This window comes from Mycobacterium sp. 94-17, from assembly GCF_035617725.1.
In the GTDB taxonomy this organism is placed as follows: Bacteria; Actinomycetota; Actinomycetes; order Mycobacteriales; family Mycobacteriaceae; genus Mycobacterium.
The window spans coordinates 84,958-109,751 of the sequence record NZ_JAPIYN010000015.1 but is presented as its reverse complement, the minus strand read 5'-3'; the positions used below and the strand labels follow the sequence as shown (position 1 = coordinate 109,751).

32 protein-coding genes are annotated in these 24,794 nt (G+C 69.1%); 15 read left to right on the top strand and 17 right to left on the bottom strand.

The window, feature by feature from the left end; genetic code table 11:
- The first annotated feature begins 21 nt into the window (after positions 1 to 21).
- Entirely contained in the window at positions 22 to 726 is a 705-nt protein-coding gene (locus tag OQ789_RS17960) for a helix-turn-helix transcriptional regulator (protein ID WP_324687397.1), read from the top strand.
- Between the two features lie 12 nt (positions 727 to 738).
- Here OQ789_RS17960 and OQ789_RS17955 read toward each other — a convergent pair whose 3' ends face one another.
- Genes OQ789_RS17955 through fdxA form a run of 5 tightly spaced genes read right to left on the bottom strand, consistent with a single transcriptional unit; the run spans position 739 to position 3,582 of the window.
- Positions 739 to 1,680 carry a nitronate monooxygenase gene (locus OQ789_RS17955; RefSeq protein WP_324687396.1) on the bottom strand — a complete coding sequence of 314 codons (942 nt, stop codon included), beginning with the start codon at positions 1,678 to 1,680 and terminating at the stop codon, positions 739 to 741.
- A gap of 6 nt (positions 1,681 to 1,686) precedes the next feature.
- Entirely contained in the window at positions 1,687 to 2,031 is a 345-nt protein-coding gene (locus tag OQ789_RS17950; RefSeq protein ID WP_324687395.1) for a cupin domain-containing protein, read from the bottom strand.
- A 49-nt stretch (positions 2,032 to 2,080) separates the two neighbouring features.
- On the bottom strand, positions 2,081 to 2,506 hold the full coding sequence (locus tag OQ789_RS17945) for a hypothetical protein (RefSeq protein WP_324687394.1): 426 nt from the start codon (positions 2,504 to 2,506) through the stop codon (positions 2,081 to 2,083).
- On the bottom strand, positions 2,503 to 3,192 hold the full coding sequence (locus OQ789_RS17940) for a helix-turn-helix transcriptional regulator (RefSeq protein ID WP_324687444.1): 690 nt from the start codon (positions 3,190 to 3,192) through the stop codon (positions 2,503 to 2,505). Before OQ789_RS17940 ends, OQ789_RS17945 begins: the two co-directional genes overlap by 4 nt.
- Positions 3,193 to 3,225: 33 nt before the next feature.
- On the bottom strand, positions 3,226 to 3,582 hold the full coding sequence (gene fdxA / locus OQ789_RS17935; protein WP_324687393.1) for a ferredoxin: 357 nt from the start codon (positions 3,580 to 3,582) through the stop codon (positions 3,226 to 3,228).
- 151 nt (positions 3,583 to 3,733) lie between these two features.
- Between fdxA and OQ789_RS17930 the strand changes: the two genes are divergently transcribed.
- Positions 3,734 to 4,564, top strand: coding sequence for a class I SAM-dependent methyltransferase (locus OQ789_RS17930; RefSeq protein ID WP_324687392.1), 831 nt, complete (start codon positions 3,734 to 3,736; stop codon positions 4,562 to 4,564).
- A 237-nt stretch (positions 4,565 to 4,801) separates the two neighbouring features.
- On the top strand, positions 4,802 to 5,065 hold the full coding sequence (locus tag OQ789_RS17925; RefSeq protein WP_324687391.1) for a hypothetical protein: 264 nt from the start codon (positions 4,802 to 4,804) through the stop codon (positions 5,063 to 5,065).
- Positions 5,066 to 5,078: 13 nt separating this feature from the next.
- Here OQ789_RS17925 and OQ789_RS17920 read toward each other — a convergent pair whose 3' ends face one another.
- The 5 genes from OQ789_RS17920 to OQ789_RS17900 are packed head-to-tail and all read right to left on the bottom strand — an operon-like array spanning position 5,079 to position 9,142.
- A complete protein-coding gene (locus OQ789_RS17920) occupies positions 5,079 to 6,305 on the bottom strand; it encodes a lyase family protein (RefSeq protein ID WP_324687390.1) in 1,227 nt (408 codons plus the stop codon).
- Complete coding sequence (gene pcaG, locus OQ789_RS17915) at positions 6,302 to 6,865, bottom strand: protocatechuate 3,4-dioxygenase subunit alpha (RefSeq protein ID WP_324687389.1); 564 nt, start codon at positions 6,863 to 6,865, stop codon at positions 6,302 to 6,304. The genes OQ789_RS17920 and pcaG overlap by 4 nt, the downstream gene beginning before the upstream one ends.
- Positions 6,858 to 7,631 carry a protocatechuate 3,4-dioxygenase subunit beta gene (gene pcaH, locus OQ789_RS17910; RefSeq protein ID WP_324687387.1) on the bottom strand — a complete coding sequence of 258 codons (774 nt, stop codon included), beginning with the start codon at positions 7,629 to 7,631 and terminating at the stop codon, positions 6,858 to 6,860. Before pcaH ends, pcaG begins: the two co-directional genes overlap by 8 nt.
- 60 nt (positions 7,632 to 7,691) lie before the next feature.
- Complete coding sequence (locus OQ789_RS17905; protein WP_324687385.1) at positions 7,692 to 8,177, bottom strand: hemerythrin domain-containing protein; 486 nt, start codon at positions 8,175 to 8,177, stop codon at positions 7,692 to 7,694.
- Positions 8,174 to 9,142: a Rieske 2Fe-2S domain-containing protein gene (locus OQ789_RS17900; protein ID WP_324687384.1), complete on the bottom strand. Its 969-nt coding sequence runs from the start codon at positions 9,140 to 9,142 to the stop codon at positions 8,174 to 8,176. Before OQ789_RS17900 ends, OQ789_RS17905 begins: the two co-directional genes overlap by 4 nt.
- A 272-nt stretch (positions 9,143 to 9,414) precedes the next feature.
- Between OQ789_RS17900 and OQ789_RS17895 the strand changes: the two genes are divergently transcribed.
- The 5 genes from OQ789_RS17895 to OQ789_RS17875 all read left to right on the top strand — a co-directional run bounded on the left by OQ789_RS17895 (position 9,415) and on the right by OQ789_RS17875 (position 13,103).
- Positions 9,415 to 10,773: an aromatic ring-hydroxylating dioxygenase subunit alpha gene (locus tag OQ789_RS17895; RefSeq protein WP_324687382.1), complete on the top strand. Its 1,359-nt coding sequence runs from the start codon at positions 9,415 to 9,417 to the stop codon at positions 10,771 to 10,773.
- Positions 10,770 to 11,297 (top strand): 3-phenylpropionate/cinnamic acid dioxygenase subunit beta, encoded by a 528-nt coding sequence (locus OQ789_RS17890; RefSeq protein ID WP_324687381.1) that lies wholly within the window; start codon positions 10,770 to 10,772, stop codon positions 11,295 to 11,297. Before OQ789_RS17895 ends, OQ789_RS17890 begins: the two co-directional genes overlap by 4 nt.
- 74 nt (positions 11,298 to 11,371) lie before the next feature.
- Positions 11,372 to 11,560 (top strand): dihydrodiol dehydrogenase, encoded by a 189-nt coding sequence (locus tag OQ789_RS17885; RefSeq protein WP_324687443.1) that lies wholly within the window; start codon positions 11,372 to 11,374, stop codon positions 11,558 to 11,560.
- Positions 11,557 to 12,351, top strand: a complete 795-nt coding sequence (gene hcaB / locus OQ789_RS17880) for a 3-(cis-5,6-dihydroxycyclohexa-1,3-dien-1-yl)propanoate dehydrogenase (protein ID WP_324687380.1) — start codon at positions 11,557 to 11,559, stop codon at positions 12,349 to 12,351. The genes OQ789_RS17885 and hcaB overlap by 4 nt, the downstream gene beginning before the upstream one ends.
- Complete coding sequence (locus OQ789_RS17875; protein WP_324687379.1) at positions 12,348 to 13,103, top strand: class II aldolase/adducin family protein; 756 nt, start codon at positions 12,348 to 12,350, stop codon at positions 13,101 to 13,103. Before hcaB ends, OQ789_RS17875 begins: the two co-directional genes overlap by 4 nt.
- Here OQ789_RS17875 and OQ789_RS17870 read toward each other — a convergent pair.
- Positions 13,066 to 13,878: an IclR family transcriptional regulator gene (locus tag OQ789_RS17870; protein ID WP_324687378.1), complete on the bottom strand. Its 813-nt coding sequence runs from the start codon at positions 13,876 to 13,878 to the stop codon at positions 13,066 to 13,068. The two genes, OQ789_RS17875 and OQ789_RS17870, sit on opposite strands and share 38 nt — an antisense overlap.
- Before the next feature lie 50 nt (positions 13,879 to 13,928).
- Here OQ789_RS17870 and OQ789_RS17865 point away from each other — a divergent pair, with 50 nt between their 5' ends.
- Positions 13,929 to 14,777 (top strand): SGNH/GDSL hydrolase family protein, encoded by an 849-nt coding sequence (locus OQ789_RS17865; protein ID WP_324687377.1) that lies wholly within the window; start codon positions 13,929 to 13,931, stop codon positions 14,775 to 14,777.
- The gene (locus tag OQ789_RS17860; RefSeq protein WP_324687375.1) at positions 14,774 to 15,439 is read left to right on the top strand and encodes a DedA family protein; all 666 of its coding nucleotides are present in this window, start codon (positions 14,774 to 14,776) and stop codon (positions 15,437 to 15,439) included. The genes OQ789_RS17865 and OQ789_RS17860 overlap by 4 nt, the downstream gene beginning before the upstream one ends.
- Here the strand turns inward: OQ789_RS17860 and OQ789_RS17855 are convergent, their stop codons facing one another.
- Positions 15,440 to 16,057, bottom strand: coding sequence for a TetR/AcrR family transcriptional regulator (locus OQ789_RS17855; protein WP_324687374.1), 618 nt, complete (start codon positions 16,055 to 16,057; stop codon positions 15,440 to 15,442).
- A 155-nt stretch (positions 16,058 to 16,212) separates the two neighbouring features.
- On the opposite strand from OQ789_RS17855, the gene OQ789_RS17850 reads away from it, so the two are divergent.
- On the top strand, positions 16,213 to 16,650 hold the full coding sequence (locus tag OQ789_RS17850) for an anti-sigma factor antagonist (RefSeq protein ID WP_324687372.1): 438 nt from the start codon (positions 16,213 to 16,215) through the stop codon (positions 16,648 to 16,650).
- Between the two features lie 22 nt (positions 16,651 to 16,672).
- Entirely contained in the window at positions 16,673 to 17,758 is a 1,086-nt protein-coding gene (locus OQ789_RS17845; protein WP_324687371.1) for a glutamate--cysteine ligase, read from the top strand.
- Positions 17,759 to 17,805: 47 nt separating this feature from the next.
- On the opposite strand, the gene OQ789_RS17840 is transcribed toward OQ789_RS17845, so the two are convergent.
- The 3 genes from OQ789_RS17840 to OQ789_RS17830 all read right to left on the bottom strand — a co-directional run bounded on the left by OQ789_RS17840 (position 17,806) and on the right by OQ789_RS17830 (position 20,413).
- Positions 17,806 to 18,591 carry a sulfite exporter TauE/SafE family protein gene (locus OQ789_RS17840; RefSeq protein WP_324687370.1) on the bottom strand — a complete coding sequence of 262 codons (786 nt, stop codon included), beginning with the start codon at positions 18,589 to 18,591 and terminating at the stop codon, positions 17,806 to 17,808.
- Positions 18,592 to 18,661: 70 nt separating this feature from the next.
- A complete protein-coding gene (locus OQ789_RS17835) occupies positions 18,662 to 19,603 on the bottom strand; it encodes a catalase family peroxidase (RefSeq protein WP_324687369.1) in 942 nt (313 codons plus the stop codon).
- Between the two features lie 18 nt (positions 19,604 to 19,621).
- Complete coding sequence (locus tag OQ789_RS17830; RefSeq protein ID WP_324687368.1) at positions 19,622 to 20,413, bottom strand: SDR family NAD(P)-dependent oxidoreductase; 792 nt, start codon at positions 20,411 to 20,413, stop codon at positions 19,622 to 19,624.
- Between the two features lie 240 nt (positions 20,414 to 20,653).
- Here OQ789_RS17830 and OQ789_RS17825 point away from each other — a divergent pair, with 240 nt between their 5' ends.
- The gene (locus OQ789_RS17825; RefSeq protein WP_420716144.1) at positions 20,654 to 21,223 is read left to right on the top strand and encodes a hypothetical protein; all 570 of its coding nucleotides are present in this window, start codon (positions 20,654 to 20,656) and stop codon (positions 21,221 to 21,223) included.
- Between the two features lie 92 nt (positions 21,224 to 21,315).
- On the top strand, positions 21,316 to 22,875 hold the full coding sequence (locus OQ789_RS17820; RefSeq protein ID WP_324687366.1) for a long-chain-fatty-acid--CoA ligase: 1,560 nt from the start codon (positions 21,316 to 21,318) through the stop codon (positions 22,873 to 22,875).
- A 5-nt stretch (positions 22,876 to 22,880) separates the two neighbouring features.
- Here OQ789_RS17820 and OQ789_RS17815 read toward each other — a convergent pair whose 3' ends face one another.
- Together OQ789_RS17815 and OQ789_RS17810 are read right to left on the bottom strand one after the other, a co-directional pair.
- On the bottom strand, positions 22,881 to 23,711 hold the full coding sequence (locus OQ789_RS17815) for an enoyl-CoA hydratase/isomerase family protein (protein WP_324687365.1): 831 nt from the start codon (positions 23,709 to 23,711) through the stop codon (positions 22,881 to 22,883).
- A 127-nt stretch (positions 23,712 to 23,838) separates the two neighbouring features.
- Positions 23,839 to 24,285 carry a hypothetical protein gene (locus OQ789_RS17810; protein ID WP_324687363.1) on the bottom strand — a complete coding sequence of 149 codons (447 nt, stop codon included), beginning with the start codon at positions 24,283 to 24,285 and terminating at the stop codon, positions 23,839 to 23,841.
- 209 nt (positions 24,286 to 24,494) lie between these two features.
- Here OQ789_RS17810 and OQ789_RS17805 point away from each other — a divergent pair, with 209 nt between their 5' ends.
- Entirely contained in the window at positions 24,495 to 24,638 is a 144-nt protein-coding gene (locus tag OQ789_RS17805) for a hypothetical protein (protein WP_324687362.1), read from the top strand.
- Positions 24,639 to 24,794: the final 156 nt, after the last annotated feature.

Below are 24,794 nucleotides of genomic sequence, written 5' to 3'. Positions count from 1 at the left end.
TCTGTTAGAAATGGCGGTCGAATGGACGACGCGGACGCCCTGCAGCGCGCCGCCGCCGGCATCGGCGCGCTCGCCGATCCGGTGCGCCGGCAGCTCTATCAGTTCGTGTGCGCCCAGCGGGGACCGGTGAGCCGTGACCAGGCGGCCGACGCTGTCGGAATCCCCCGCCACCAGGCGAAGTTCCACCTGGACCGGCTCACCGCCGAGGGCCTGCTGGAGTCGGATTACGCGCGCCTGACGGGCCGCTCCGGCCCCGGTGCCGGACGCACTTCCAAGCTGTATCGCAGGGCGCGCCGAGACATCGCGGTCAGCCTTCCGCAGCGCGAGTACGAGCTGGCGGGGCTGTTGATGGCGACGGCCATCGCGCGCTCGGCCGCTACCGGCGAGCCGGTTGCCGAGGTGCTCAACCGCGTCGCCCGCGAGTACGGGCAGGCGATCGGCGCCAGTGGGACCCCGGGGCCGGCGCCGCCGGATGCCGCGGCCGCGCTGGAGCGCGCGGTCGGGCTGCTCCGCCGATACGGCTACGAGCCGCGCCTGTGCGGCGGTGACGTCGAGCTGGCCAACTGCCCGTTCCACGCGCTGGCACAGGAGCAGACGGAGCTGGCCTGCACGATGAACCACGCGCTCATCACCGGTGTGGCCGACGCGCTGGCACCGCACGGTCCCGACGCCCGGCTCCGCCCCGGCCGGGACCGGTGTTGCGTCGTGCTCACCTGCGGTACGTAGGGTCTAGAACTCCTAAGCCCCCCAGCGGGACAGCAATTCCTCGGCGCCCCCGCACATCTCGTCGATGACGTCGGCGACCGATGCGTCATTGCGGATCATCCCGACGCCCTGACCGGCATCCACGGGCGCGATCCGGCAGTCGCCGGCGGCGATTGCGGCGGCCAGCTCGTCACAGGCCGGCGCGTCGAGCGCCTCCTCGTGGCCGGTCCAGTGTTCGACGAAGTCGTTGCTCAACACCCGCGACGGAAACCGCGCCGGCCAGGGCAACCCCTTGGCTACGTCGAAGACCCGGGTGACTGCGGTGTCGGTTTCGGTGGCCGTGACCAGGGCGCGACGGCCGGCGTCACCGGTCAGCGCTTCCGGGCACGCCGACAGCCGGGTGCCCACCCACGCCCCGCTTGCCCCGGCGGCCAGCACCGCGGCCAGGCCGCGCGCCGAGGCGACCCCGCCACCGGCCAGCACCGGGACGGAGACGGCATCCAGAACGGCGTCCAGCAGCGGCAGCAGCCCCAGCTTGTCCTCGCCGTGCCCGCCGCCCTCGGACCCGCGCGCGACCAGGATGTCGACGCCGGCGTCGACGGCCCGCCTTGCCCCTACGCCGTCGTAAACCTGTGTGACGGTAAGGATTCCGGCGTCATGCGCCTTGGCGACCCACGACCATTCGGTGCCGAAACTCACCGACAGCAGGGCCGGCCGGGCGGCCAGCGCGTCCTCGAGCAGTCCGGGCTCGTTGCGCATCACCCAGTCGACCATGCCGATGCCGAACCGGCCGTCGACGTGCCGTAGCTGCTCGGCGAGGAGCTCCTTGGTGGCGACGCTGCCCATGCCGACCATGCCGAGGCCACCGGCGGCGCTGACCGCCGCGGCCAGGCGGCCGCCGGCGACCCCGCCCATCGGGGCGTTGACGATGGGAACCCGCAGTCCGAAATCTTTCGACCAGGGCGTCGACAGCATCGGCGGCTAGTGCGCCGACGGGATGGTCTTCAGGACGGTCAGCAGGATCACCGAATCCTCGACCGCGTGCAGGGCGTGTCGTTCGGGGGGAATCGCGACGTAGTCGCCGGCCTTGCCGTCCCAGGCGTCGCCTCCGGTCGTCAGCCGCACGTGGCCCCGCAGCACCTGCAGGGTCGCCTCTCCGGGGCTGTCGTGTTCGGAGAGGTCGTGACCGGCCAGCAGGGCCAGCACGGTCTGGCGAAGCTCGTGGGTGTGGCCGCCGTGGATCGTGTGGGCGGCCCGTCCGCTGTGCGATTGCTTGGCCTCGGCGATCTTTTCGGACGAAAGGTCGGTCAGCGAAATGGAATCCATGGTGGTCCTTCCAAGTTTGCACGGCCCTCGCGGGTCTCGAGGGTTGCTGTTAACCGCTGACTAGCAGTATCCCCGCCACGACCAGGCCGACGACTTTGACCGCCTCCAGCGCGACGTAGGCGTAGTGGGCGCGGGAACGGGGACCGTCCGATCCGGCGAGCACCTGGTCGGCGCGACGAGTCAGTGCGGGACGCACCGCGACCAGCTGGACGGCCAGGGCGGCCACCGCGGCGGCGATCGCCACCGTGACGGCCACCGGGGTCGGGCCCGTCACCACGATGGCCCCGATCACGAGGGCGAAAGCCACCTCGACGGTGTTGAGCGCGCGAAATACCAGCCGCCCGATGCCGAGCCCGATCTGCAACGTCACACCGGGTGCCCGGAATTTGAGCGGCGCTTCCAGGAACGAGATGGCCAGCACCATGCCGAGCCAGACGAAAGTCAGCGCGACGGCGATCGCAGCGCCGGTGCTCATGTGGCCAGGGTCAGGTGAGCCAGGCACAGATCCGGCTCGACGAACGGCTCGAGCCGGTCCACCGAGACGGGCGCGCCCCAGGCCTCCATGGCTCCCTGCATGAGGCCCAGATGCACCGGACAGACGACGTTTGAGGAGTGCTCGGCGAGTTCCAAGAACGGGCAGTGCCGCAGCCCGACCTGCTGGGCTCCGTTGCTGACCCGGCGCTCGGGGGCGAAGCCGAGTTCATCGAGCACGTCGATCAGGTGGGCGATGGCCCCCTCGGCGCTGTCGGCGTCGTCAGGGCCCGGCCGCCATTCGGCGTCCATTTTGCGGCCCCAGACGCGGCCCGCGGCCAGGGCTTTGGGCGCGACGTCGCGCTCCGCGGCGAAGGCCGTGGCCAGGATTTCGGCCAGCATCCGGTAGTGCCGGGTGCCCCCGCGATCCATCTGCTTGACCGCCTGGAACATCAGCGGCGGGCGCCCCGGCCGCTTGCGGTCCGGCTCGACGTTCTCCACCAGGCCGTCAGCGACCAGGCTTTCGAGGTGGAAGCGAACGGTGTTGGGGTGCACGCCCAGCGCGTCGGCGATGCCGACGATGCTCATCGGATCCGGCGAGGCGCGAAGCAGTCGCATCACGGCGCGTCGCCGGCCGGCCGATTCCCCGCTTGGCGCGTCCGGGGACGGCTGGGATTTCTCGCCTTTCACGCGTTTCACAGGGTCCCTCCCATTCCTTGCCCGTCACGCCCCATCCGAAGGGATGGCACTGGGGTGGGCCGCCACCAGTGGCGTGTCGACACCGAGCGGACCGACCCTGGCCGCCCCACCCGGGGACCCCAACGGGGCGTCGCGACCCGGCAGCGTCTCGGCGAAGAATGCCTCGTTGTCCGCCAGGTGGGGTTTGAGTTCCTCGGGCAGGTCATCTTCGTAGTAAATCGCCTCCACCGGACAAACCGGTTCACACGCGCCGCAGTCGACACACTCGTCGGGATGAATGTAGAGCGCCCGGCCACCTTCGTAAATGCAATCCACCGGGCATTCGTCGACGCAAGCGCGGTCCATCACATCGATGCATGGCTTCCCGATCACGTAGGTCATGCGCTAGAGTTTACACAACATACCTTGTAAAAACGAGAGCCGAGGTCGCAGAACCCATGGCCACCAACCCATCTGACGCCAGACTCACCGCTACCCCACTGCGCGCCGGATGCCCAGAATCGCCGCACGGCCCTGCGCGACAGGAGATCTGATGCCAAGCCAACGAGCAGATTCCGAACGTCCGCTGCCGGCCTCGGGCCGGGCCGACGACGCCGTCGCAGGCCACTGGCTGTTGGCACGGCTCGGCAAGCGCGTGCTGCGCCCAGGCGGTGTCGAGCTGACCCGTACCCTGCTGTCCCACGCCGGGCTGGCCGGAGCCGACGTCGTCGAGCTGGCCCCGGGCCTGGGCCGCACCGCCACCGAGATCGTGGCGCGGGGACCGCGGTCCTACGTCGGCGCCGAGGGCGACCCGGACGCGGCGAACGTGGTGCGCGGCGTGCTCAGCGACCTCGGCGCGCACAACGCGGCCGTCCGGGTCGCGGACGCGGCCGCCACCGGATTGCCCGACACCAGCGCCGATGTCGTCATCGGAGAGGCGATGCTGAGCATGCAGGGTGACGCGGCCAAGGGGGCCATCGTCGCCGAGGCGGCGCGGGTGTTGCGGCCGGGCGGGCGCTACGCCATCCACGAACTCGCCCTCACTCCGGACAACGTGCCGGAAGAGATCAGCACCGAGATCCGCCAGGCGCTCGCCCGGGCGATCAAGGTGAACGCGCGCCCGCTGACGGTCGCCGAATGGTCAAAACTGCTCGCCGGGCACGGATTGGTGGTCGACCAGGTCGCGACCGCGCCCATGGCGTTGCTGCAGCCCCGCCGGCTGGTGTCCGACGAGGGGTTGCCCGGCGCGTTGCGATTCGCCCGAAACGTGCTTGTGCATCGTGACGCCCGCAGGCGGGTCCTGACCATGCGCCGCACGTTCCGCAAACACCGCAGGCAACTCGCCGCCGTCGCCATCGTCGCCCACAAACCCGACGCCGCCTGAACCCACTGCGACCTGCGTCTTTGCCGGCCCGCCGAGTTTGGGCCCGTTCCGGAATCTCTGCGTGACGGTTTAGTGACGCCCCCTGACAAAACTTGGCTTCGGCAGTAGTGGGAAAGAGCTGAAAAAATCGGCATTTCTCACGGCGGAAATACCGGCCCCGGCATTGGTACAGACGTACTATTGCGCCCGAGAGCACAGCGCGCAGCCGGGGTCGATGAGGGCAGCGGGGAGGGGACGATGAATTCACAAAAGTGGATGGTTCATTGGCCGCAGCGCAGGACGTCGGCCACGATCTACCAGCTGACCGACCGCCTGCACAAAGGACACATGGCTCGCGTGCCTGCGCACCAGATCACGGCGACGGTGGCGGCGTGGCTGGCCGACCTGGGTGCAGACAGCCCGCTGGTCGACGAACTCGAGCGCGCCGTCTGCGGCGGCGACTGGGCGGCCGCGCACGCGCTCGGCGAGTGCCTGTCCATCGAGATCGCGGTGGCCGACTAGCGAAGCGGCGCATCTAGCGGTCCATAAGCGCCCGCGCGGCGCGCTGCAGGCTCTCGTCGATCAACCGGTCGGCGGCCCCGAAGTAGGTGGGTGTCGGCTCCTTGCCGACCAGTTCCGCGACCGCCAGCTGTTCGCCGAAAACATCAGCGGCACAAAGATTTTCGGCCATACGGCCGTGATTCACGGTCAAGCCGGCCAGCAGCTCGCCGCTGTGCGATCCCGCGACGAGGGTGCGGCGCGCCAGTGTGCGCAGCGTGTCCCATTCCGCGTGCCATGCACCGTCGGGCCGCTCGTCGTCGGCCAGGGCCGCCGCGGTGTGCAGCGTCGCGGCCAGTGGCGGCGCTGCGATGGCGGCCCGACGAATCAGGATGGACAGCACTGGGTTTCGCTTGTGCGGCATCGACGACGAGCCGCCGCGGCCTTCGGCGGCCGGCTCGGAGAGTTCGGCGATCTCCGGGCGGGCCAGGGTGACGACGTCCGACGCGATGCGTCCCCAGGCGTCGGTGCACCCGACGAACGCGTCCGCCGCCGCGGTGACGGGTGCACGGGCGGTATGCCACGGGGGCCGGTCGTGCAGGCCCAATGTGGTTGCGGCGCTGCGCACGAGCCACAGGGCGACGCCGGCCGCGTCGGTGGTGTCGGTGAGCAATTCGGCCAGCTCCGTCGCGGCGGCCAGGGTGCCTGCGGCGCCGCCGATCTGAATCGGCGTGGTGAGCGCCGCGATCCGCTCGAACGCGTCGACGACGCCGTTCAGCCAGCCGGCGACCTTGACGCCGAAGGTGGTGGGTGCGGCGTGCTGGGTGAGGGTGCGGGCCACCATCGGCGTGTCCCGGTGCCCGGCGGCGAGTTCGCAGAGTATGGAAATCTGCTGCCTCAGTTGGATTGTCACGTCGTCGGCGACGCCGCGCACGGCGAGCATCAGGCCGGTGTCCAGGACGTCCTGACTGGTGAGCCCGCGGTGGATCCACGCTGCGATGCTCGGCTCGGCCCGCTGTCGCAGCAGCCCCACCAGGGCGATGACCGGATTGCCGCCGTCCTCGGCGGTGACCGCGATCGACTCACAGTCGTTGTGGGTGAGCAGGTTCCACAGGTCGGCGGCCGCGCAGCCGGTGGGCGCCAGACCGGCGGCCTGCAGCGCATCCAGCCACGCGCACTCGGCGGCGATCATCGACCCCAGCAGCGCCTCATCGGTCATGTGGTCGCCGGCGCGGTGGTCTCCGGGCCACAACAGGTTGCTCATCGCGCGTTGCCCGAGTACGTAAGGAACACGGTCTCCCCCGGACCCTGCAGATGGATGTCGAAAAGGTAAGCGATGCCGCCACTTTCGGCGGTACAGAGCAGCGTGGGCCGGCGCTCGACGGCGACCGCCGCCAGCAGCGGATCCGAGCGAGGCTCGGCGCCGGGCAGGTAGGCGCGGGTGAAGAGCCTGTCCAACAGTCCCCGAGCGAACACGGTGAGCGCGAAGAACGGCGGCCGCCCCGCGACCGCCGATCCCGGCGTCAGCGTGGTGAACGAGTAGCTTCCGTCGGCGTCGGTCGCGCAGCGTCCCCAGCCGGTGAACACCGAGTGATCGCGACGCAGCGAACCGGATTGTCGCGGAACACCTCCCGCGCTGTCGGGTTGCCACAGTTCCACCAGCGCGTCCGGGACCGCGGCGCCGACGCCGTCGTACACCGTGCCGTGCAACCGGATCGCCCGCGGATCACCGGCGTCGACCATCGCGTTGTCGCCCGGATACGGCAGTCCCAGGTGAAGGAAGGGACCGACGGTTTGCCCTGGCGTGCAGGATGATTCACTCATGTTCACGCTCGGTCGGGGTTGCCGCGCCGCCGGCCAGCACGATGTCCCACCGGTAGCCGGTCGCGTACTCCGGCTCGGTGAGGTCGTGGTCGTAGCGGGCGACGAGCCGCCGGCGCGCGGCCGGATCGAGGATCGACTGAAATATCGGGTCCAGCTCGAACATCGGATCGCCCGGAAAGTACATCTGGGTGACCAGTCGCTGGGTGAAAGCGGTTCCGAACACCGAGAAATGGATGTGTGCCGGGCGCCACGCGTTGTGGTGGTTAAGCCACGGGTACGGCCCCGGCTTGATGGTCAGGAATCGGTAGCTGCCGTCCGGCCCGGTCAGGCAGCGGCCGGCGCCGGTGAAGTTCGGGTCGAGCGGCGCTGGGTGCTGGTCGCGCTGGTGGCGGTAGCGCCCGCCGGCGTTGGCCTGCCAGATCTCCACCAGCTGGCCGGCGACCGGGCGGCCGGATTCGCCGACGACGCGCCCCGCCACCACGACGCGCTCCCCGATCGGCTCGCCGGGGTGACCGGCCGTCAGGTCGGCGTCGAGCGGGTCGACATCCTGGTGGCCGAAGCACGGCGCGCAGCGCTCGACGCCCTCGGGGTCGACGGCGACCGGCGGTTGCTTCGGATGGCGCAGGACGGTGCTGCGGTACGGCGGATAGTCGAGCCGCGGCCGCTGGCGTTGCCCGGCTCCCCCGGCGGCGCCGTGGGATTGCGCTGCGATGCGGGCGATCTCCGCGGTGATGTCACCCTGAGAAGCGACACGCGCGGGGTCCATGTGCCGTGAGGCTACTCTCGGTGCCCCACCGAGTCGCGCAAGCGGACGGTGTCGCCGGCGTCAGAGCGAGCGCACCAGCGCCGCGCGCCCCTTGGTGCGCAGCTTGTAGGCCGCGGAGCCGCGGTATTGCCGAATCTTGGCGGCCATCTTGTTGCCCAGCTCCTCGAGTTCCGTGTCGGTGATCTTCACTTCCGGCGGGGCCGGAATCATGTCGCGTTCCTCTTCGTCGGCGTGGGCCTCGAGCACCGTCTTGAAGGAGTTCCACTCATCCTCATAGCCCGGCGCGCTCTGCGGGGTTCGCAGCAGCACCGAAAGCTGGTCGACCACCTGGCGATGCTCGGCGTGGGCGACCGCGATCAGCTTGCTGGCGTCTTTGAGCGCCGGGTAGTAGAGGTCGTCCTCGATGCGGAAGTGAATATCGAGCTCGATCAGCAGATCGTCGAAAAGGGCATGGCGCTCTTCTGAATTCACCGGCGCGTCGCTGATCTTGCGGCCCAGCCCCTTGATCACGACGTGGTGATCCTTCAGCACGTCATAGGCGTTCAACTGGCTCCTCCTTTTGCGATTCCCACCGCGCCGCCGGCAGCGGGGTGGCGCTCGCCGCGGACCTCGACCACTCCGTCGACCAATCGGGCCTCGTAGCAGGGCAGCGGCGCCGCCGCCGGACCCCGCACGACGTCTCCGGATTCGGCCGCGAACCACGAACCGTGCCAGGGGCAGACCAGCCGGCCCCGGTCCATCCAACCGTCGGCCATCGGTGCGGCCAGGTGCGGGCAGAATTCCCCGTACGCCGCCACCTGTCCGGGCGCGGTTTGGCAGACCACCAGTCCCACTCCGTCGACCTCGACGCGTACCGGCTTGCCGTTCAACGAATTTGCTGGCAGCACCGGCGTCCAAGCGTGGGTGCGCAGGCGCGGGCCCGATTGGTCGATGCCGATCCCGGACTCGAACACCAGCGCACCGCCGAGGTAGCTGCCTGCGACGGTGATGCCGTAGCCGAGGGCGGTGAGCAGGATGCCCCGCCCGTGACGGCCCTTGCGCCGGTCCCACCAGGACTGCACGTACAGCGCGGTGGCGGCCATGTTCACCAGGCCGTGCACCGCTCCTATCCGGCGGTCCTCCTCGTGGGTGTGCTGCCAGTCGGTGACGCCGGTGACGGCCGACCCCAGACTGGCCAGGATGCCCACCCCGAGTGCGCGCTGCGCGAATCGCGATGCGTCGACGACCTCCGTCGCGGGCTGTCCGGGCAGGAGGCTGAGCGCATCCAGCGCCACCGTGGTCCCCAGGGCGCCACTGGTCAGTGACGCCAGCGGCGGGTGCACCGGGTGGCCGAGCCAGACCCCGTTGAGCGCGTTGGTGACGGTGTTGCGGGCGCCGCCGAGGCTGTTGTAAGCGAAGCTGAGCAGGTGTTCGAACCGGTAGCTGGGCCGGTCGATCCACTCCTGGCGCCCGATGACGGCCAGGGCCTTCGATCCGAACTGCTGCAATCGACCCCGTCGCGGCCGACTCATGGCACCAGCCCCTTCCTCACATCAGCAGAAAACGGCGATCTTCACCGGCGAAACCGAGCGATTGCCCCGCGCGGGCACGCGCGGCACGGCGTCGTCACCACCGTAGCCGGTGGGCTTCGGCCGTTTAGTTCACTGTGACTGTGAATTTACACCAAGCATTCTTGTAAAAACCTGATGCCCCGGCCGCCTGGGTGATTGACCGGGAGGCGCCGATTGCGAGATTCTATTGAGCGGAGAGTATTTCTGTAGAACAGAGAGATTGCAGAGCGGTCATGGCGGATCACCCGGGTGAACTTGTCGAGCTCTTCGACACCGTGCGGCGGGGGATGATCCCCGCGCACATCTACAACGACCAGGAGTTGTTCGCGCTGGAGAAGCAGCGGGTGTTCGGTCGCGCGTGGACCTTCGTGGGGCATGAGTCCGAGATCGCCCGGGATGGCGACTACGTGGTACGCCGGGTGCTCGACGACTCGTTCATCATCACCCGCGACTCCCAGGGCGCCGTGCGGGCGCTGTTCAATATGTGCCTGCATCGCGGAATGCAGGTCTGTCGCGCGGAGATGGGCAATGCCTCCAACTTCCGCTGCCCCTACCACGGCTGGACCTACCGCAACGACGGCCGGCTCACCGGCCTGCCGTTTCACCGGGACGCCTACGGTGGCGACGAGGGCTTCGACAAGAGCCAAACCCTTTTGCCCGCACCGAATTTCGCGAGCTACAACGGACTGATGTTCATCAGCATGGACCCGAAAGCCGAACCGCTGGAGGACTTTCTCGGCGACTTCAGGTTCTACCTGGACTACTACACCAAGCAGAGCGCCGGCGGCGTCGAGGTGCGGGGCCCACAGCGCTGGCGGATCAAGGCGAACTGGAAGATCGGCGCCGAGAACTTCGCCGGGGACATGTACCACACCCCGCACACCCATGCGTCGATCGTCGACATCGGGCTCTTCCGCGAGCCGAAAGCCCAGAAGCGCAAGGACGGTGCCACCTACTGGGCGCACCGTGGCGGCGGAACCACCTACAAACTTCCGCCGGGCAGCTTCGACGAGCGGATGCGCTACGTCGGCTACCCCGACGACATGATCGGCCGGATCAAAGACGTGTGGACACCGCGACAGCAGCGGGTGGTCGGCGAGGACGGATTCATGATCTCCGCCGCGACATGCTTTCCCAATCTCAGCTTCGTGCACAACTGGCCCAAGGTGCAGTCCGGTCGAGACGACCGGAAACTAGAAGTGCTGCCGTTCATTTCGATCCGGTTGTGGCAGCCGATCAGCGCGAACGAAACCGAGGTGTGCTCGTGGTTCGCCGTCGACTCCGCCGCTCCCCCGCAGTACAAACAAGACTCGTACAAGGCGTATCTGATGTGCTTCGGGTCGACCGGCATGTTCGAGCAGGACGACGTCGAGAACTGGGTGTCGCTGACCACCACCGCGGGCGGTTCCATGGCCCGGCGGCTGCTGCTGAACAGCCGGATGGGCCTGCTCGCCGACGACCGTCCCGTCATCGAGGCGTTGCCACCCAGCGCCTTCCACGGGCCGGGTCGCGCGCAGGTCGGCTACAACGAGCACAACCAGCGGGCGCTGCTGAACATGTGGGCCGACTACCTGCAGGGGGTACGCATATGAGAAATCCATTGTCGTGCTTGTCATTTGGCGACAACCGGCACCTCGAGGCGCATCGGTTCCTGGTGGACGAAGCGTACCTGCTCGACGCCCAGCAGTATGAGGCGTGGCTGGACGCGCTCACCGACGACGTCCGCTACACCATGCCGGTGCGCGTCACGACCGCGCGCGGCGCCGGTTTCGACACCTCACCCGGCATGGACCATTTCGACGAGGACAAATACTCGCTGCGCCAGCGGGTCGCGCGGGTGAACACCGAGCACGTGTGGGCAGAGGACCCGCCGTCGCGGCTGCGTCATTTCATCACCAACGTGCGCACCTTCGCCGGCGACGACCCGGACCACCTGGTGGTCGAATCGGCCGAGCTGCTGTTCCGGAGCCGCGGTGACGTCAACGACAGCACGCTGATGTCGTGCGGGCGCGAGGACGTGTTGCGCTGGTGCGATGATCGCTGGAAACTGGCTCGCCGCAGGATCCTTGCCGACGAGGCGGTGCTACGGATGCAGAACCTGGCTGTGTTCCTGTGAACGATGAACTGCAGCGGCTGCTCGACGGCGCCGTCGGCGAGGCGATCACCGTCGCCAACGAATTCACCGAGGTGATGGTGCGGCGGGTCGACACCCGCAACGGATCGCGCCTGCTGATCAGCGCGCCCCGATCCGGGCAGTGGATCACCCTGGACGCGCTCGAGGTCGAAGCGTTGACCTGGCAGAACCCCCGTACGCTGGCCGCCATGGTCGGCAATTCCCATGCCCCCCTGCTGCCCGACGACGGCGAACCGCAGCCATGACGGGCTGGCTGGACGGCAAACGCGCCCTGGTCGTGGGTGCCGGTTCGGGGATCGGCCGTGCCGTGGTCGCGGCCTTCGACGCTGAAGGCGCCGATATCGCTGTGCTGGAACGTGATCCACACAAATCCGCGGCGTTGCGAGAACAGCTGCCCCGGGTGCCGGTGGTCGAGGGCGATGCCACCACCCGCGACGCCAACGACCGTGCCGTCGCCGCGGCGGTCGACGCGTTCGGCGGGCTGGACACCCTGGTCAACTGCGTCGGGGTCTTCGACTTCTACCGGGGGGTGGGCGACATCGGGGCCGACGCGCTGCCCGATGCGTTCGACGAGATGTTTCGCACCAACGTGCTGAGCCATCTGCAGTCGGTCAAGGCCGCGATCCCGGCGCTGCGCGACGCGCGTGGTTCCTCGATCGTGCTGACCGAGTCCGCGTCGTCGTTCTATCCCGGACGCGGTGGCGTGCTCTACGTGTCCTCCAAATTCGCGGTGCGCGGGCTGGTCTCGGCGTTGGCGCACGAACTGGCGCCGGACATCCGGGTCAACGGGGTGGCACCCGGCGGCACCCTCAACACCGACCTGCGCGGCCTGTCCAGCCTGGGGCTCGACCACACCCGCCTGGACGACAGCCCGAACCGGGCGCGGGATGTGGCTGCGCGCACTCCCCTGCACGTCGCGCTCACCGGCGAGGACCACGCGTGGAATTACGTGTTCCTGGCGTCCGAACGCGCCCGCGGGTTCACCGGTGAAACCCTGCGGCCCGACGGCGGATTCGGGTTGGGACCCCCGCGATGACGGCCCTGGTTCGGCAGCGCGCCCTGGTGGCGCAGGGGTGCCGCGTCGCGGCGGCCCGCGGCCTGGTCGACGGCATCCTCGGCCACCTCAGCCTGCGGGTCGGCGACAGCCGCCTGCTGGTGCGGTGCCGCAGCGACACCGACACCGGGGTGGCATTAACCCGGCCCCGTGACATCCGGCTGGTGACCTTCGACGGAACCGCCGGTGCCCCAGGCGAACTCGACGAGTATCGCGTGCCCAACGAGCTGCCGATCCACGTCGAGACGATGCTGGCCGACCCCGGGCACGTCGCCGTCGCGCATTTGCATCCACCGGACGTGGTCGCCGCCGATCTGGCGGGCATCACGATCCGACCGATCTACGGCGCCTATGACATCCCGGGCGCCTGGCTGGCGCGCGGCGGTGTTCCCGTCTACGAACGGGCTGTGCTGATCCGGAATTCGCGCCTGGGCAAGGAGATGGTGGCGGCGATGCGCGGCCGTCCCGTGGTGATCTGCCGCGGGCACGGCATCACCAGCGCCGCCGCCACGGTGCCGCAGGCGGTGCTGCAGGCGATCAGCATCGACGCGCTGGCGCGGATGGCGTTGCGGGTGCGCGCGGCCGGTGGCGCGCTGCGTGACATCGACGACGCGGACTGGGATGACTTGCCGGACTTGGGGTCCGCGTTCACCGCCGACGCGGCCTGGCGGCACGAGGTGGCATGCCTTAGCCGGGCTAGCCAAGCTGATCGCCGATCTCCTTGGCCGCCTTGACAAGTACGGCGGCCACGGCGGGATACCGGGATACGTTCAGCCGGTTCTGCGGCGCGGCGGCGTTGAGCGCGAGCCGCAGCCCGGGGGCGCGCGTCGGGATCGGCACGGCAACCGAGGCGACCCCTTCTTCGCTTTCCTCCCGGTTGGTGGCATAGCCGCGTTCGCGGATGTCGGCCAGCTCGGCTTCCAGTTCGGTGCGGCTGCCGATCGAGTGCGACGTGATCCGTGTCAGGTGTTCGCGGGGCAGCAGCGCCCGCAACTCCGGCTGGGGCAACTGGGCCAGCATGACCTTGCCCGTCGAGGTGCAGTGGGCCGGCATGGCGCGGCCCAGCCGCGACGCCACCCGCACTGCGGCAGGTCCCTCGACGGCGGCGACGAACCGGACGCTGGCCCCGTCCAGCATGCCGACATGCACCGTTTCGCGTAGTTGTTCGCTGAGGCCGTGCATGACGGGCGCGGCGGATCGCGCGACGTCGATGCGGCCGAAGATCGCGAACGCCACCCCGGTCAGCGACGGGCCAGGCAGATACGCCTTGGACACCGGGTCCTGCCGAACGAAACCGCGATAGGCCAGCATCGCCAGCAACCGATGGGCGGTCGAGGACGCCACGCCCAGATAGCGGGTCGCCTCGCTCAGCCGGATCTGAGGCTGTTCACCCAGCAGCAGCAGCAGCTTGAGCGCGTTGTCGACCGACTCGATCGGATACTGCGGCGCAACCGAATCGGCGCCCGGCGCCACGACATCCCCGGCGCCAGGCTCACGCTCGTGTGACATGGATCCACGGTAACCAGTGATCGGCGCGGCTTCGGGTTATTCTCGGCTTCGTGAGCCGGGCTGTTCACGCTGGATACCACCGTTACGTCGCCATCGGCGACAGCCAGACCGAGGGCCTATGGGACGGCGACGACGCCGTCGGCCTGCTCGGATTCGCCGATCGGCTGGCGGTGCTGGTCGACTCGCTGTATCCGGGCCTGCAATACGCCAACCTCGCGATCCGCGGAAAGCGGATCGGGCACGTGCTCAGCGAGCAGCTGCCGCAGGCGCTGGCGATGCGGCCCGACCTGGTCACGGTCTGCGCGGGGATGAACGACGTCATCCAGCCCGGGCGGTCCTTCGCCCCCGCCCTGGCCGACCTCGAGCACATCTACGCCGCGCTGGCCGAGTCGGGCGCGACGGTGGTGACGACGACCTTCCCGAACGTCGCCCAGTTCCTGCCGCTCGGGCGGCTGGTGGCCGGGCGGCTCGCCCGCATCAACGGGGCCATCAGCGCGGCCGCCCATCGCTACGGCTTCCGGCTGGTCGACCTGTACACCGCGCCGTCGATGCGCGAGTTGGACACCTGGGCGGTCGACCGGGTGCACGCGTCCACCAAGGGCCACATCCTGTTCGCCGCAGCGGCCGCCGAAGCGCTCAATTTGCCTGAGAGCAACCATGATTGGGCCCGCGGCGGCCCCAATCTGAGCCAGCGCTCCGTCGCGGCCGGCACCTACGAGCAGTTGCGCTGGACGCGGGAGAGCTTCGCCCCGTGGATCTGGCGGCGGCTGCGCGGCCTGTCGTCGTACGACGGCCGCGCACCCAAACGTCCGCGGCTGGCGGGGCTGGGCACCCCGGCGAGTTCGAGCCCGCACCTCAAGCCGTGGATCTGTAATCGGTCAGGCATCCTTGACGCATGAATCTGGAGCCCTTGCTGCACTCGATTCCGCCGCTCGCGGTCTACCTGGTGGTCGGCGGCATCGTCGGGATCGAGAGCCTGGGCATTCCCCTTCCGGGAGAGATCGTGCTGGTCACCGCGGCGCTGATGTCGTCGCACCATGACCTGGCGGTCAATCCGGTCGGGGTCGGCGTCGCGGCGGTGATAGGGGCGGTGGTCGGCGATTCGATCGGGTATGCGATCGGCCGCCGGTTCGGGATGCCGCTCTTCGACCGGCTCGGCCGGCGCTTTCCGAAACATTTCGGTCCCGGCCATGTCGCGCTTGCCGAAAAGCTGTTCAACCGCTGGGGCGTTCGCGCCGTCTTCCTCGGCCGGTTCATCGCACTGCTGCGGATTTTGGCCGGCCCGCTCGCGGGCGCGTTGAAGATGCACTATCCGCGGTTCCTGGCGGCCAACGTGTCGGGTGCCATCTGCTGGGCGGGCGGCACCACCGCGCTGGTGTACTACGCCGGAATCGCGGCCGAGCGCTGGCTGGAACGGTTCTCCTGGATCGGCCTGGTGATCGCCGTCATGGCCGGGCTGACGGCCGCAATTCTGTTGCGGGAACGCACATCCCGGATGATCGCAGAGTTGGAGGCCGAGCATTACCGCAAGACCGGCAGCACCGCGTCCGACGCCGCCTGACTACACGGCCTCGCCCGTCTCGGCCAGCAACGGCGGCCGGTGTTCGTCGATCAGGCTGCGGGCCATCTTGCGGGCGCGCAGCGCGGCGTCCAGATCCCCCACGGCGGCCAGGATGATCGCGCCCTTCATCAGGATGTGCCAGGACGACGCGAAGTCCTCGACGTCGATCAGCCCGGCCGCGACGGCACGGCGCCGCACGATGTCGCGGACGTGTTCGATGTGGGTGATGCAGGCCTGCCCGGCCGGGTGATCGGGCCCGACCTCGAGCAGCACGTTGATGAACGAGCAGCCCTCGCAGCCGTCGCGCTGCTGGAACCAGTCATGCATGACATCGAAGATGGCGAGCAACTGTTCCTCGGGGGTGTTTCCGCGCCGGCGCGACTGCTCGTCGATCAGACCGTCGGTCCAGAGCTCCTCGCGGCGCTTCAGCACGGCCAGTACCAGGTCGTTCTTGGTGGCGAAATGGCGGTACAGCGTCGCGCGGGCGACACCGGCCCGGGCGATCACTTCATCGGTGCCCACCGCGTGGATGCCGCGCCGGCTGAAGAGGTCATAGGCCGCGGTCAGGACGCGTTCGCGCGGCGACGCCGACGGTTCACCGACATCGGAAGTTGTCATACAGGACTTAACGTACTCTTAGGCATCCGCCAGTAGACAGACCGCCCTGTCTCGTTATAGAAATGATATTCACCTAACGAACGGTCTGTCTTCAGACATTAGGACGGGCATCCATCGGGGCGTCTTTCGAACGCCTGTCGATCAGGGGGTCCACCATGAATTCCGTCGTTGTTGAAGCGATGCCTACCAGTCATCTGACGCTGAGTACCAAACTCGTCTACAAACTCGGCGACCCCAACTCCACGCTGCGCGCGACCGCGGACCGCAGCGGCCCGTCGGTGGTGATCTATGCCGGCGGCGAGGTCGATGCCTGCAACGAGGACACCTGGCGCCACCTGGTGCGCGAGGCGGGCAGCGGTGTCACCGCGCCCGGCCCCTTCGTCGTCGACGTGAGCGGACTCGACTTCATGGGCTGCTGCGCGTTCGCGGTGCTGGCCGAGGAGGCCCACAGCTGCCGGGAACGCGGCATCGACCTGCGCGTGGTGACCTGTGCGCCGTTCGTCACGCGCGTGGTCGACGCGTGCGGTCTTGGCGGCGTGCTGCCGATCTACCCGACCGTCGACTCCGCGCTGTCAGCGCCCGCACGCTGCTAGATCCGGGGGCCGCGGTCGGCTCATGGGCGAGCACCCCACCATCGGTGCCGAGGAAGAATTCCTCCTCGTCGACCCACAAACCGGCGAGCCCGTCCCGCACAACGCCGCGGTGGCCGCGGAGGCCGAGCGGCGGGGCGTCGAGCTGCAGCTCGAGCTGAGCGGTTGCCAGGTGGAAACCACATCGCGGGTCGTTTCCACCGGCGCCGAACTCGGTGCGGAGCTCAGCCGGCTGCGACGCACCGCGGCGCAGGCCGCCGAGGCCGTCGGCGTCCGGCTGTTGGCCTGCGGTCTCCCGCCGGCCACACCGCACGAGTTTCCCGTCACCGACAACCCGCGCTACCGCAGGATCGGCGAGGAGTTCGGCATGATCGCCCACGAGCAGGGCATCTGCGGATGCCACGTACACGTGCAGGTGCCCGACCGTGCCGCTGCCATCCACGTCAGCAACTGGCTGCGACCGTGGTTGCCGTCTTTACTTGCGCTGTCGGCGAATTCGCGGATATACCGCAGCGCGGACAGCGGCCACGCGAGCTGGCGCAGCGTGCTGTGGCGGCGCTGGCCCGCCGCTGGAGCGCCGCCGTTCTTCGCCTCGCCCGACGAGTACGACGATGCGGTGCGCATGCTGGTCGATACCGGGGTGATCCTGGACAGGGACATGATCTATTGGGACGTACGCCCTTCGGCGGATTTCCCGACGGTGGAGGTCCGGGTCGCCGACGTGCCGTCGACCGTCGCCGAGACCGTGCTGCTTGCCACCCTGATCAGGGCGGCGGTGATGACCGCCGTCGATTCACCCGGTGACCCCCGGCGGCTGCCGCCCGGTGCGCTGCGCGCCGCATACTGGAAGGCCGCGCACGACGGGTTATCCGGCCACACACTCGATTTGACCAATGGCCACGGGGCGGTGCCGGCGGCCGAGCAGTTGGGCGCCCTGGTGCAGCGGGTGCGCCCCGCGCTGGAGTCGCTGGGCGAGTACGACCGGGTTCGCCACGAGCTCGAGCGCGTCGTATCCGTCGGTAACGGGGCGATGCGTCAGCTGCGGGCGTGGCGGCGGCGCGGCGAGGTGCGTGATGTCATCGCCGACGCCGCCGCGGCCACGCTGAGTTGAGGCGCTGCCCGAGGCCGGCCAATCCCGTTGCCGCATCGCGTTTCCCGTCAGGCCAAGGCCAGCAGGCGATACAGGCCGATCAGTCCGACGACCACGATGACGGCGCGCAGCGCGTTGCCCGACAAGCGGCGGCCGTACCGCGCGCCGAGGAGCCCGCCGACCAGTGAACCCGCCGCGATCAGCCCGGCCGCGGCCCAGCTGATCCGGTGGAACGCCACCAGCGTATACGCAACGGCGGCAACCACATTCACTACCAGGGCCAACAGGTTCTTGGCGGCGTTCATGCGCTGCACCGGCTCCGGCAGCAGGGCACCCATCAGTCCGACCAGCAGGATGCCCTGCGCGGCGGTGAAGTAGCCGCCGTAGACACCGACGGCGAACGTGCCGAACACCAGGGTGGCCAGCCGGCGGGGGCTGAGGTGATCGGGTGAGCGCCCGGCCCGCTCGGCGCGGCGGGCCGTCCACGCTTGGATCCGCGGCCCGGCCACCACCAGCACCAGCGCCAGCACCAGTAGCACCGGCACGATTTCGGCGAACACCTGCTCGGGCAGATGCAGCAACAGGTAGGCGCCCAGCGCCGCGCCGGCCAGCGAGGCCGGGAGCTGCCATCGCAGCCGATCCCACTGACCGCGCAGCCCGCTGCGATAGCCCCAGGTGCCCGAGACGCTGCCGGCGACCAGTCCGGTCGCGTTGGACATCGTGGCCGTCACCGGCGGATAGCCGAGCGCGACCAGCGTGGGGAAGGTGATCAGGGTGCCGGACCCGACCAGCGCGTTGATCGCGCCAGCGCCCAGTCCGGCCAGGCATATGAGGAACATCTGCATCGGCGACACCGAACAAAAACCTTAGCCTGCGGCCGTTTTCGGCGCGCGGCGACCACGGCTCGCGGCCCTCCCCCCCCGCTCAGGCGGGTGGGGCTTCGGCGCCGCGCTCCACGCCGGTACGTAGCTTGACCGACGCCGAGTACGCGCGGGTCCGGAAGTGCAGGACCGGATCATCGGAGGGCTCGATGCCGTCGGTGACTCGCATCGGGTCGAACACCACGATGTCGCCGTCGTGTTCGCGTTCGGTGTCCAGGCCGGTGATCGCCAGCGTGCCGACGGTGACGATCTGCGTGCTCTGCCAGGCCGCCGACGGGTCCACCGTCGAGTCGGTGGGGCCTGCGATCTGCACCCGGAAATCGAATCGCACCGGGCCGCCGTCCAGACGGGCGTTCAGCTCGTCGGTGAGGAAGTCCGGGTCCTTGCCGTGGGCCTCGGACCCGGACAGGTATTCCTCGGATACGGTCGGAACCAGGTGGTAGCGAACGAATCTGGCGCTGCCGTTGGCGGCGATCCAGCGGAAGGCATGCAATCCGTGGTACTCGGTGGTGGCGTAGCTGGCCGGGATCCGGCTCGCCTCGCGCAGGATGGGCAAGGCGCCGAGCAGCTTCGGATGGGTGAGCAGGTGCCTGGCCATACGCAGCGGCGTCGTCAGGCCGGGCCGCATCGCCTTGAGCAGATCGATGAAGCCCTGGGGTGTGCTGGAGACGAACAGCCGGGCGGTCTGTGTCGAGACGTCGGTGGTGGATCCGTCGGGCAGGGTGAACTTCACCGCCATCCCGCGCACACCGGAGGCGCCGTCGCGCTGCTCGGGGTTGCCCGATCCGTTGGAGAAGCGGATCAGCGCCGGGATGGTTGAGCCATCGAGATGTGTTGCGCGCGAAAGCATCGGCGCATCGGGGGCGGCGCTGAATGTGCCGCGATACAGAGTGCCTTTGGCGTGCAACGCGCGGCAACCGGGCCGGGCCCCCCCGGCGCCCTTGATCGCCTCGATAGCTTCGTCAGGGGTCAGTCCACCGCTCATGGACGAATCTTAGTTGGATCAGTGCGGAAAGCCGAAGAGTTCGACGACACCGTGATCGCGACCGGCGGTGTAGCCGCCGTCGACGGCCAGGGCCTGGCCGCTGACGAACGAGGCGTCGGGGGACAGCAAAAAGGCGGCCATGGCGGCGATCTCGTCGGGCTGCCCCAGCCGCTGCAGGGCGTGCTCCTTGGTGATCGAGGCCAGCGGTCCCTCCATGCCGGGAAGGCTGAAGACGCTGTGAACCATGGGCGTTTCGATGAAGCCGGGACAGATGGCGTTGGCCCGGATGCCGCTGGGCCCGTAGTCGAGCGCGATGTTCTTGGTGAGCAACACGACGCCGCCCTTGGCCGCGTTGTAGGAGCTGCCGCCGGCGGTGCCCTCCAGGCCCTCGACGCTGGCGACCGTCACGATCGCGCCGCGTTCACCGTCGGCCCGGGGTTGTTCGATCATTCGGGCCAGGGCCGCCTTGGCCACCAGGAAGGTGCCGGTGAGGTTGATCCCGATCACCCGGTCCCATTCGGCGCGGTCGAGAAGGTGCACCGGGCCGCCGCCGGCGACACCGGCGGCGTGAAAGAGGCCGTCGAGGCGGCCCGGCACGGCGGCCAGCACCGCCGCGATCGCGGCTTCGTCGGTCACGTCGGCCGGCACGAAGGTGAACCGCGCGCCCAGGCCGTCGGGCGGGGCGACGAGGTCGGCCCCGATCACGGTGCCCCCCTCGGCCAACAGCCGCCGGGCGGCGGCCAGTCCGATGCCCGACGCCGCGCCGGTTACGACGAAGGTGCGGGAACGGGCGCGGTCGGGGTTCACCATGTCGGATCCTTGTCTCTGGGTCGGTCGGGCCGGTCGGCCCAGTCATCGTGACACACGGCATCGAAATCGGGTCGCCGATATCGCATTCCATGTCAAATCGGTTCGCGGCGTTGGCTTTACCCGCGTAGTCGCCGACCGGGCGAGCGGCCATCGCGAACCCGGCGTGGACATTGTCGCGCCTGCTGTTGGAGGATGAGCCCACGGGCGAATTCCACAGCGCCCGATGAGGTGAGGATAACGATGCCGGCGACTCAGCCTCGGGCGGTGCGCGCCGCCGCCCTGACCGCCGCGATCGCCCTGGCCTGTAGCGCCAATGAGGCCGGAACCACCGCCGCGGTGACACTGGCGTCCAATGACGCGATCGCCATCGCGCAGGGCGTCTTGGTCACCCCCGCTCCCGGCTGGACCATGGCGCATCGCGGCCCGAACTGGGTGGCACTGAACAACGCCGACACCAGCGCGCAACTGCGGATCGCGGTCAAGCCGGGAGGCGGTACGGACGCCGCGGGGCTCCTGCAGGCCGATATCGACCAATTCGCCAGTGGCGCATCGGCCATCTTGACCGACGTGCGCCGGTTGGCGCCGCCGGAGGTGAACCCGCTGCCCGGTCCCAACTTTCAGCAGGAAGCCTTCGTCGACTACACGGCCACCGTGGTGAATCCGCAGGGCACGATCCCGGTGATCGGCAGGTTCACCGAGTTGCTGAGCACCTCGACCGGAAAGTCGGCGTTCGTCGACTTCCGGCAGGACAGCAGTGCGACCACCCAAGCGGCCGCGGAGGGCGGAACGATGATCGGCTCCATGGAGTGAGTCGTCACCCACCCGCGGCAGGCATGGGTCGGCCTCTCGGGCACGGCACATCCCGTGTTAGCTAGTGGCACACATCGAACGCGGAGAGGTTCATGCCACCAGCAGATACGCCGACCGGCACGGCGGAGACGCTCGCCGGGATCGTCGAACGCCACGCACGGCGGCGGCCCGATGCGATCGCCATCCGGTTCGGCGAACGCCAGTGGTCGTGGGCCGAGTGGGACTCGCGGATTCGTCGCACGGCCGGGGCGCTGCGCGCCGCCGGTCTCGAGCGCGGCCACTGCGTGGCCATCCTGGACAAGAACCACCCCGCGTGCCTCGAAGTGCTCATCGCCGGCGCCTCCCTCGGCGTAGTCACCACCGTCGTCAACTGGCGGGTGATCGGCGACGAACTCGTGCACGTGTTGGCCGACAGCGGCGCCCGCGTGCTGCTGGTCGGCGCCGAGCTGCGCACCGCCGCCGAGGCGGCCGGCACGCGGGTACCGGGCATGCAACGCATCATCGAGATCGGCGACGAGTTCGAGGCGCTGCTAGCCGCGGCGACACCGACCGAGCCCGACCCGGGCGTCGACGAGAACGAGACGGCCCTGGTGATCTACAGCTCGGGCACCACTGGCCGCCCCAAGGGTGTGCTGCTCAGTCAACGCGCGCTGGTCAAACACGCGTCGAATCTGGCCCCGGCGTTCCCCTTCGACGAGGGCGACGCGAACCTGGTGGCCATGCCGCTGTTCCACGTCGGCGGAATCGGCTACGCATTGTTCGGGATCCGTTCCGGCGCTCCGACATTCATGACCCGCGAGCCCGACGCCGCCGCACTGATCGGCGCGGTGCGGGCCGGGGCCACCCACGCCTTCTTCGTCCCGCCGGTGATCGCAAGGTTCCTGGACGCGGGTGAGGCGGCGACCGCCGCCATCGGCGGCTTGCGCTACATGGTGTACGGCGCCGCGCCGATGCCGCTGCCGTTGCTGCACCGGGCGCTATCCACCTGGCCCGAAACGAAATTCGTGCAGGTGTACGGGCAGACGGAGCTGTGCGGCGCGGTCACCGCGCTGTCCGACGACGATCACCGCAACGCCGCGCGGCCCGAGTTGCAGCTGGCAGCAGGAAAGGCGGTGCCGGGCTGCGAGATTCGCATTGTCGACCCCGAGACCGGAAAGCCGTTGCCGCCCGGGGAGTCCGGCGAGGTGTGGGTGCGCAGCAACCAGAACATGACCGGCTACCTCAACCGCCCGGACGCGACGTCCGAGGCCATCACCGCCGATGACTGGGTTCGCACCGGCGACGTCGGGCGCCTGGACGCCGACGGCTACGTCTACATCGAAGACCGGATCAAGGACATGATCATCACCGGCGGCGAGAACGTGTACGGGCCCGAGGTGGAAAGCGTGCTCATCGAGCATCCCGCCGTCGAGGACGCCGCGGTGATCGGGGTGCCCGACGACTTCTGGGGCGAATCCGTCAAGGCGATCGTGGTGACCGACGGCGAGGTCGACGCGGGCGAGGTCATCGAATTCTGCCGACAGCATTTGGCCGGCTTCAAATGCCCGAGGACCGTCGACTTCGTGCCGGAGCTCCCCCGCAACGCGAGCGGAAAGATCCTGAAAACGATGCTGCGGGAACCGTTTTGGCGTGACCGCAGCCGGCGAATCTGAGTGTTCTAGAGGCGCCCCTCCACGCGCAGTTCCGGGTGCACCCAGTCGGGTGATCGCCGTTGCTTGAACGAGCGGAACCCCTCGATGGCCTCGGCGTCGGACAGGCTGGCGGTCATGCCGATGCGGTCATAGAGGCCCAGGTAGCTGTCGATGCTGGACTTGATGACACCGCGGGCGCGCGGCGCGGTTCGACAGCATTGCGTGAGTAGGTCTTTCGCCGCGTCCAGCAGACCCTCGTGCGGGACCACCCTGGTGACCAGGCCCCAGTCGAGGGCCTCGACCGCGGTGAGCACCCGCCCGGTGAACATCAGGTCACGGGTCCGCACCGGCCCGATGACTCGGGTGAGCATCTGGCTGTAGTAGGTGTCGGCGTAGCCGCGGAAGAGTTCGGGCACCCGGAAGGTCGCCCGGTCGCTGACCACCGACAGGTCGCTGCACAGCGCGATCTGGAATCCGCCGCCCTGGCATAGCCCGTTGACCGCCGAGACGATGGGCTTGGCCGAGGTGCGCACGGCGTCGAACGGCGTCACGTCCATGCCCAACGCGGAGCCGAAAGTGATCCAGTTGTCCTCGCCTCCCCCGCCGCCCATGTCACCACCGGGCGCGAAGACGTCGCCGGTGCCGGTGAGCACCAATCCGGCCAGATCCGGGTCCTCGGTGAGACGCCCTACCGCATAACGGATTCCGAAATACATCGCCGGGCTCAGCGCATTGCGGGCGTCGGGCCGGTCGATGGTGCACACCGCGATCGGTCCGTGGCGCTCGAAGCGCAGGTACGGCGTGCCCAGCCAATCGCCGTCGGGCGGACGGGGGGTGCTCTGCGGTGTTTGCGCCACGGGACTCCTCTCGGGTCGACGTCGCTACTGTAGCCCTTACGGTATCTGCGGAGCCGGGCGCCTGGACGTCGAGCGCGAGTGTGCGTGAAAATCTGACCACCCGAATGGCTCTGCGGGCATTCGAGTTTCAGCGGAGGATCTGCGCGAGGCGGCGCCACCGCCGGTGCCGGTGGCGAAACATGACCCGGACGAAGGCGCGGGTCAGCAGCCCGTGCAGGCCGTCGTCGGTTTCGATCTCGTCGGTGTAGCGGCAGCTGCCGTCGTCGATGGGCTCGAATGTGAGGCGGTGGTTCCAGGTGCGGACGGGTCCACCGTGCTCGTTGGTGTAGATCTCGGTGGGCTCGAGGCGTTTGATGGCGATGTGGTGGGTCCAGGCCGGGATCACGCCAAACCACCACAAGCGTGCCGAGCCTTGGGTGCCGACCTGGATGTGTTCGGGGACGTCGAGCCGGTACGTCCGCAGGACCGGGCTGAGGACATGCCGCATCAGCTCCGGCTTGCGTGCCAGCGCGGAGGCCGTCTCGACCGGGATCGGCAGCTCTGTAGTTAGGGTTACCTTACTCATGCAGTTCATGGTGGCCTAGCTGGTGTGATCAGGCAAGAGCCCGCGTTTCGAGGGATGGGCTGACTCCGCCGTCTGGCACTGAAGCGCGAACAGCACCGGGGCCGAAACGGTATGCTCATCTCCCGCCGCGGCGGTCGGAACGTCCTGCGTCGGCGCTGTAACCGGACCTGTTTGGGGACAGAGGCGAAATGTCGGCACCGGGCGATGGCTCAACGCAGATGAGCAACAAGAAGCTCGTTCCGCTCGTCCTTGCCGGCCTCGCGGTGGTTATCGCGGGGGCCATCACCTTCGTGGTCACGATGAGCGGCCCGTCGAGGCAGGCACCGGCCGGAACCAACTTGGCGACGACGATAAGACGATAAATAGCACCTCCAAGCAGGGGCCCCCACCCGGGACCGACCAGGGCACCAGCGGGCAGGCCGCCGGGCCGGCGAATGGGCAACCCGCCGGGCCGGCAAATGGGTCACCCACCGGGCCGGCATCGGGCGGCTCGCCGCCTCCGCCCGGGTCGACCATCA

What these genes read in the sequence shown, in the direction of transcription:
- OQ789_RS17960 (WP_324687397.1), top strand. Translation starts at nt 22, where the DNA reads ATGGACGACGCGGACGCCCTGCAGCGCGCCGCCGCCGGCATCGGCGCG.
- OQ789_RS17955 (WP_324687396.1), bottom strand. Translation starts at nt 1,680, where the DNA reads ATGCTGTCGACGCCCTGGTCGAAAGATTTCGGACTGCGGGTTCCCATC.
- OQ789_RS17950 (WP_324687395.1), bottom strand. Translation starts at nt 2,031, where the DNA reads ATGGATTCCATTTCGCTGACCGACCTTTCGTCCGAAAAGATCGCCGAG.
- OQ789_RS17945 (WP_324687394.1), bottom strand. Translation starts at nt 2,506, where the DNA reads ATGAGCACCGGCGCTGCGATCGCCGTCGCGCTGACTTTCGTCTGGCTC.
- fdxA (WP_324687393.1), bottom strand. Translation starts at nt 3,582, where the DNA reads ATGACCTACGTGATCGGGAAGCCATGCATCGATGTGATGGACCGCGCT.
- OQ789_RS17930 (WP_324687392.1), top strand. Translation starts at nt 3,734, where the DNA reads ATGCCAAGCCAACGAGCAGATTCCGAACGTCCGCTGCCGGCCTCGGGC.
- OQ789_RS17925 (WP_324687391.1), top strand. Translation starts at nt 4,802, where the DNA reads ATGAATTCACAAAAGTGGATGGTTCATTGGCCGCAGCGCAGGACGTCG.
- OQ789_RS17920 (WP_324687390.1), bottom strand. Translation starts at nt 6,305, where the DNA reads ATGAGCAACCTGTTGTGGCCCGGAGACCACCGCGCCGGCGACCACATG.
- pcaG (WP_324687389.1), bottom strand. Translation starts at nt 6,865, where the DNA reads ATGAGTGAATCATCCTGCACGCCAGGGCAAACCGTCGGTCCCTTCCTT.
- pcaH (WP_324687387.1), bottom strand. Translation starts at nt 7,631, where the DNA reads ATGGACCCCGCGCGTGTCGCTTCTCAGGGTGACATCACCGCGGAGATC.
- OQ789_RS17900 (WP_324687384.1), bottom strand. Translation starts at nt 9,142, where the DNA reads ATGAGTCGGCCGCGACGGGGTCGATTGCAGCAGTTCGGATCGAAGGCC.
- OQ789_RS17895 (WP_324687382.1), top strand. Translation starts at nt 9,415, where the DNA reads ATGGCGGATCACCCGGGTGAACTTGTCGAGCTCTTCGACACCGTGCGG.
- OQ789_RS17890 (WP_324687381.1), top strand. Translation starts at nt 10,770, where the DNA reads ATGAGAAATCCATTGTCGTGCTTGTCATTTGGCGACAACCGGCACCTC.
- OQ789_RS17885 (WP_324687443.1), top strand. Translation starts at nt 11,372, where the DNA reads ATGGTGCGGCGGGTCGACACCCGCAACGGATCGCGCCTGCTGATCAGC.
- hcaB (WP_324687380.1), top strand. Translation starts at nt 11,557, where the DNA reads ATGACGGGCTGGCTGGACGGCAAACGCGCCCTGGTCGTGGGTGCCGGT.
- OQ789_RS17875 (WP_324687379.1), top strand. Translation starts at nt 12,348, where the DNA reads ATGACGGCCCTGGTTCGGCAGCGCGCCCTGGTGGCGCAGGGGTGCCGC.
- OQ789_RS17870 (WP_324687378.1), bottom strand. Translation starts at nt 13,878, where the DNA reads ATGTCACACGAGCGTGAGCCTGGCGCCGGGGATGTCGTGGCGCCGGGC.
- OQ789_RS17860 (WP_324687375.1), top strand. Translation starts at nt 14,774, where the DNA reads ATGAATCTGGAGCCCTTGCTGCACTCGATTCCGCCGCTCGCGGTCTAC.
- OQ789_RS17855 (WP_324687374.1), bottom strand. Translation starts at nt 16,057, where the DNA reads ATGACAACTTCCGATGTCGGTGAACCGTCGGCGTCGCCGCGCGAACGC.
- OQ789_RS17850 (WP_324687372.1), top strand. Translation starts at nt 16,213, where the DNA reads ATGAATTCCGTCGTTGTTGAAGCGATGCCTACCAGTCATCTGACGCTG.
- OQ789_RS17845 (WP_324687371.1), top strand. Translation starts at nt 16,673, where the DNA reads ATGGGCGAGCACCCCACCATCGGTGCCGAGGAAGAATTCCTCCTCGTC.
- OQ789_RS17835 (WP_324687369.1), bottom strand. Translation starts at nt 19,603, where the DNA reads ATGAGCGGTGGACTGACCCCTGACGAAGCTATCGAGGCGATCAAGGGC.
- OQ789_RS17830 (WP_324687368.1), bottom strand. Translation starts at nt 20,413, where the DNA reads ATGGTGAACCCCGACCGCGCCCGTTCCCGCACCTTCGTCGTAACCGGC.
- OQ789_RS17825 (WP_420716144.1), top strand. Translation starts at nt 20,654, where the DNA reads ATGCCGGCGACTCAGCCTCGGGCGGTGCGCGCCGCCGCCCTGACCGCC.
- OQ789_RS17820 (WP_324687366.1), top strand. Translation starts at nt 21,316, where the DNA reads ATGCCACCAGCAGATACGCCGACCGGCACGGCGGAGACGCTCGCCGGG.
- OQ789_RS17810 (WP_324687363.1), bottom strand. Translation starts at nt 24,285, where the DNA reads ATGAACTGCATGAGTAAGGTAACCCTAACTACAGAGCTGCCGATCCCG.
- OQ789_RS17805 (WP_324687362.1), top strand. Translation starts at nt 24,495, where the DNA reads ATGAGCAACAAGAAGCTCGTTCCGCTCGTCCTTGCCGGCCTCGCGGTG.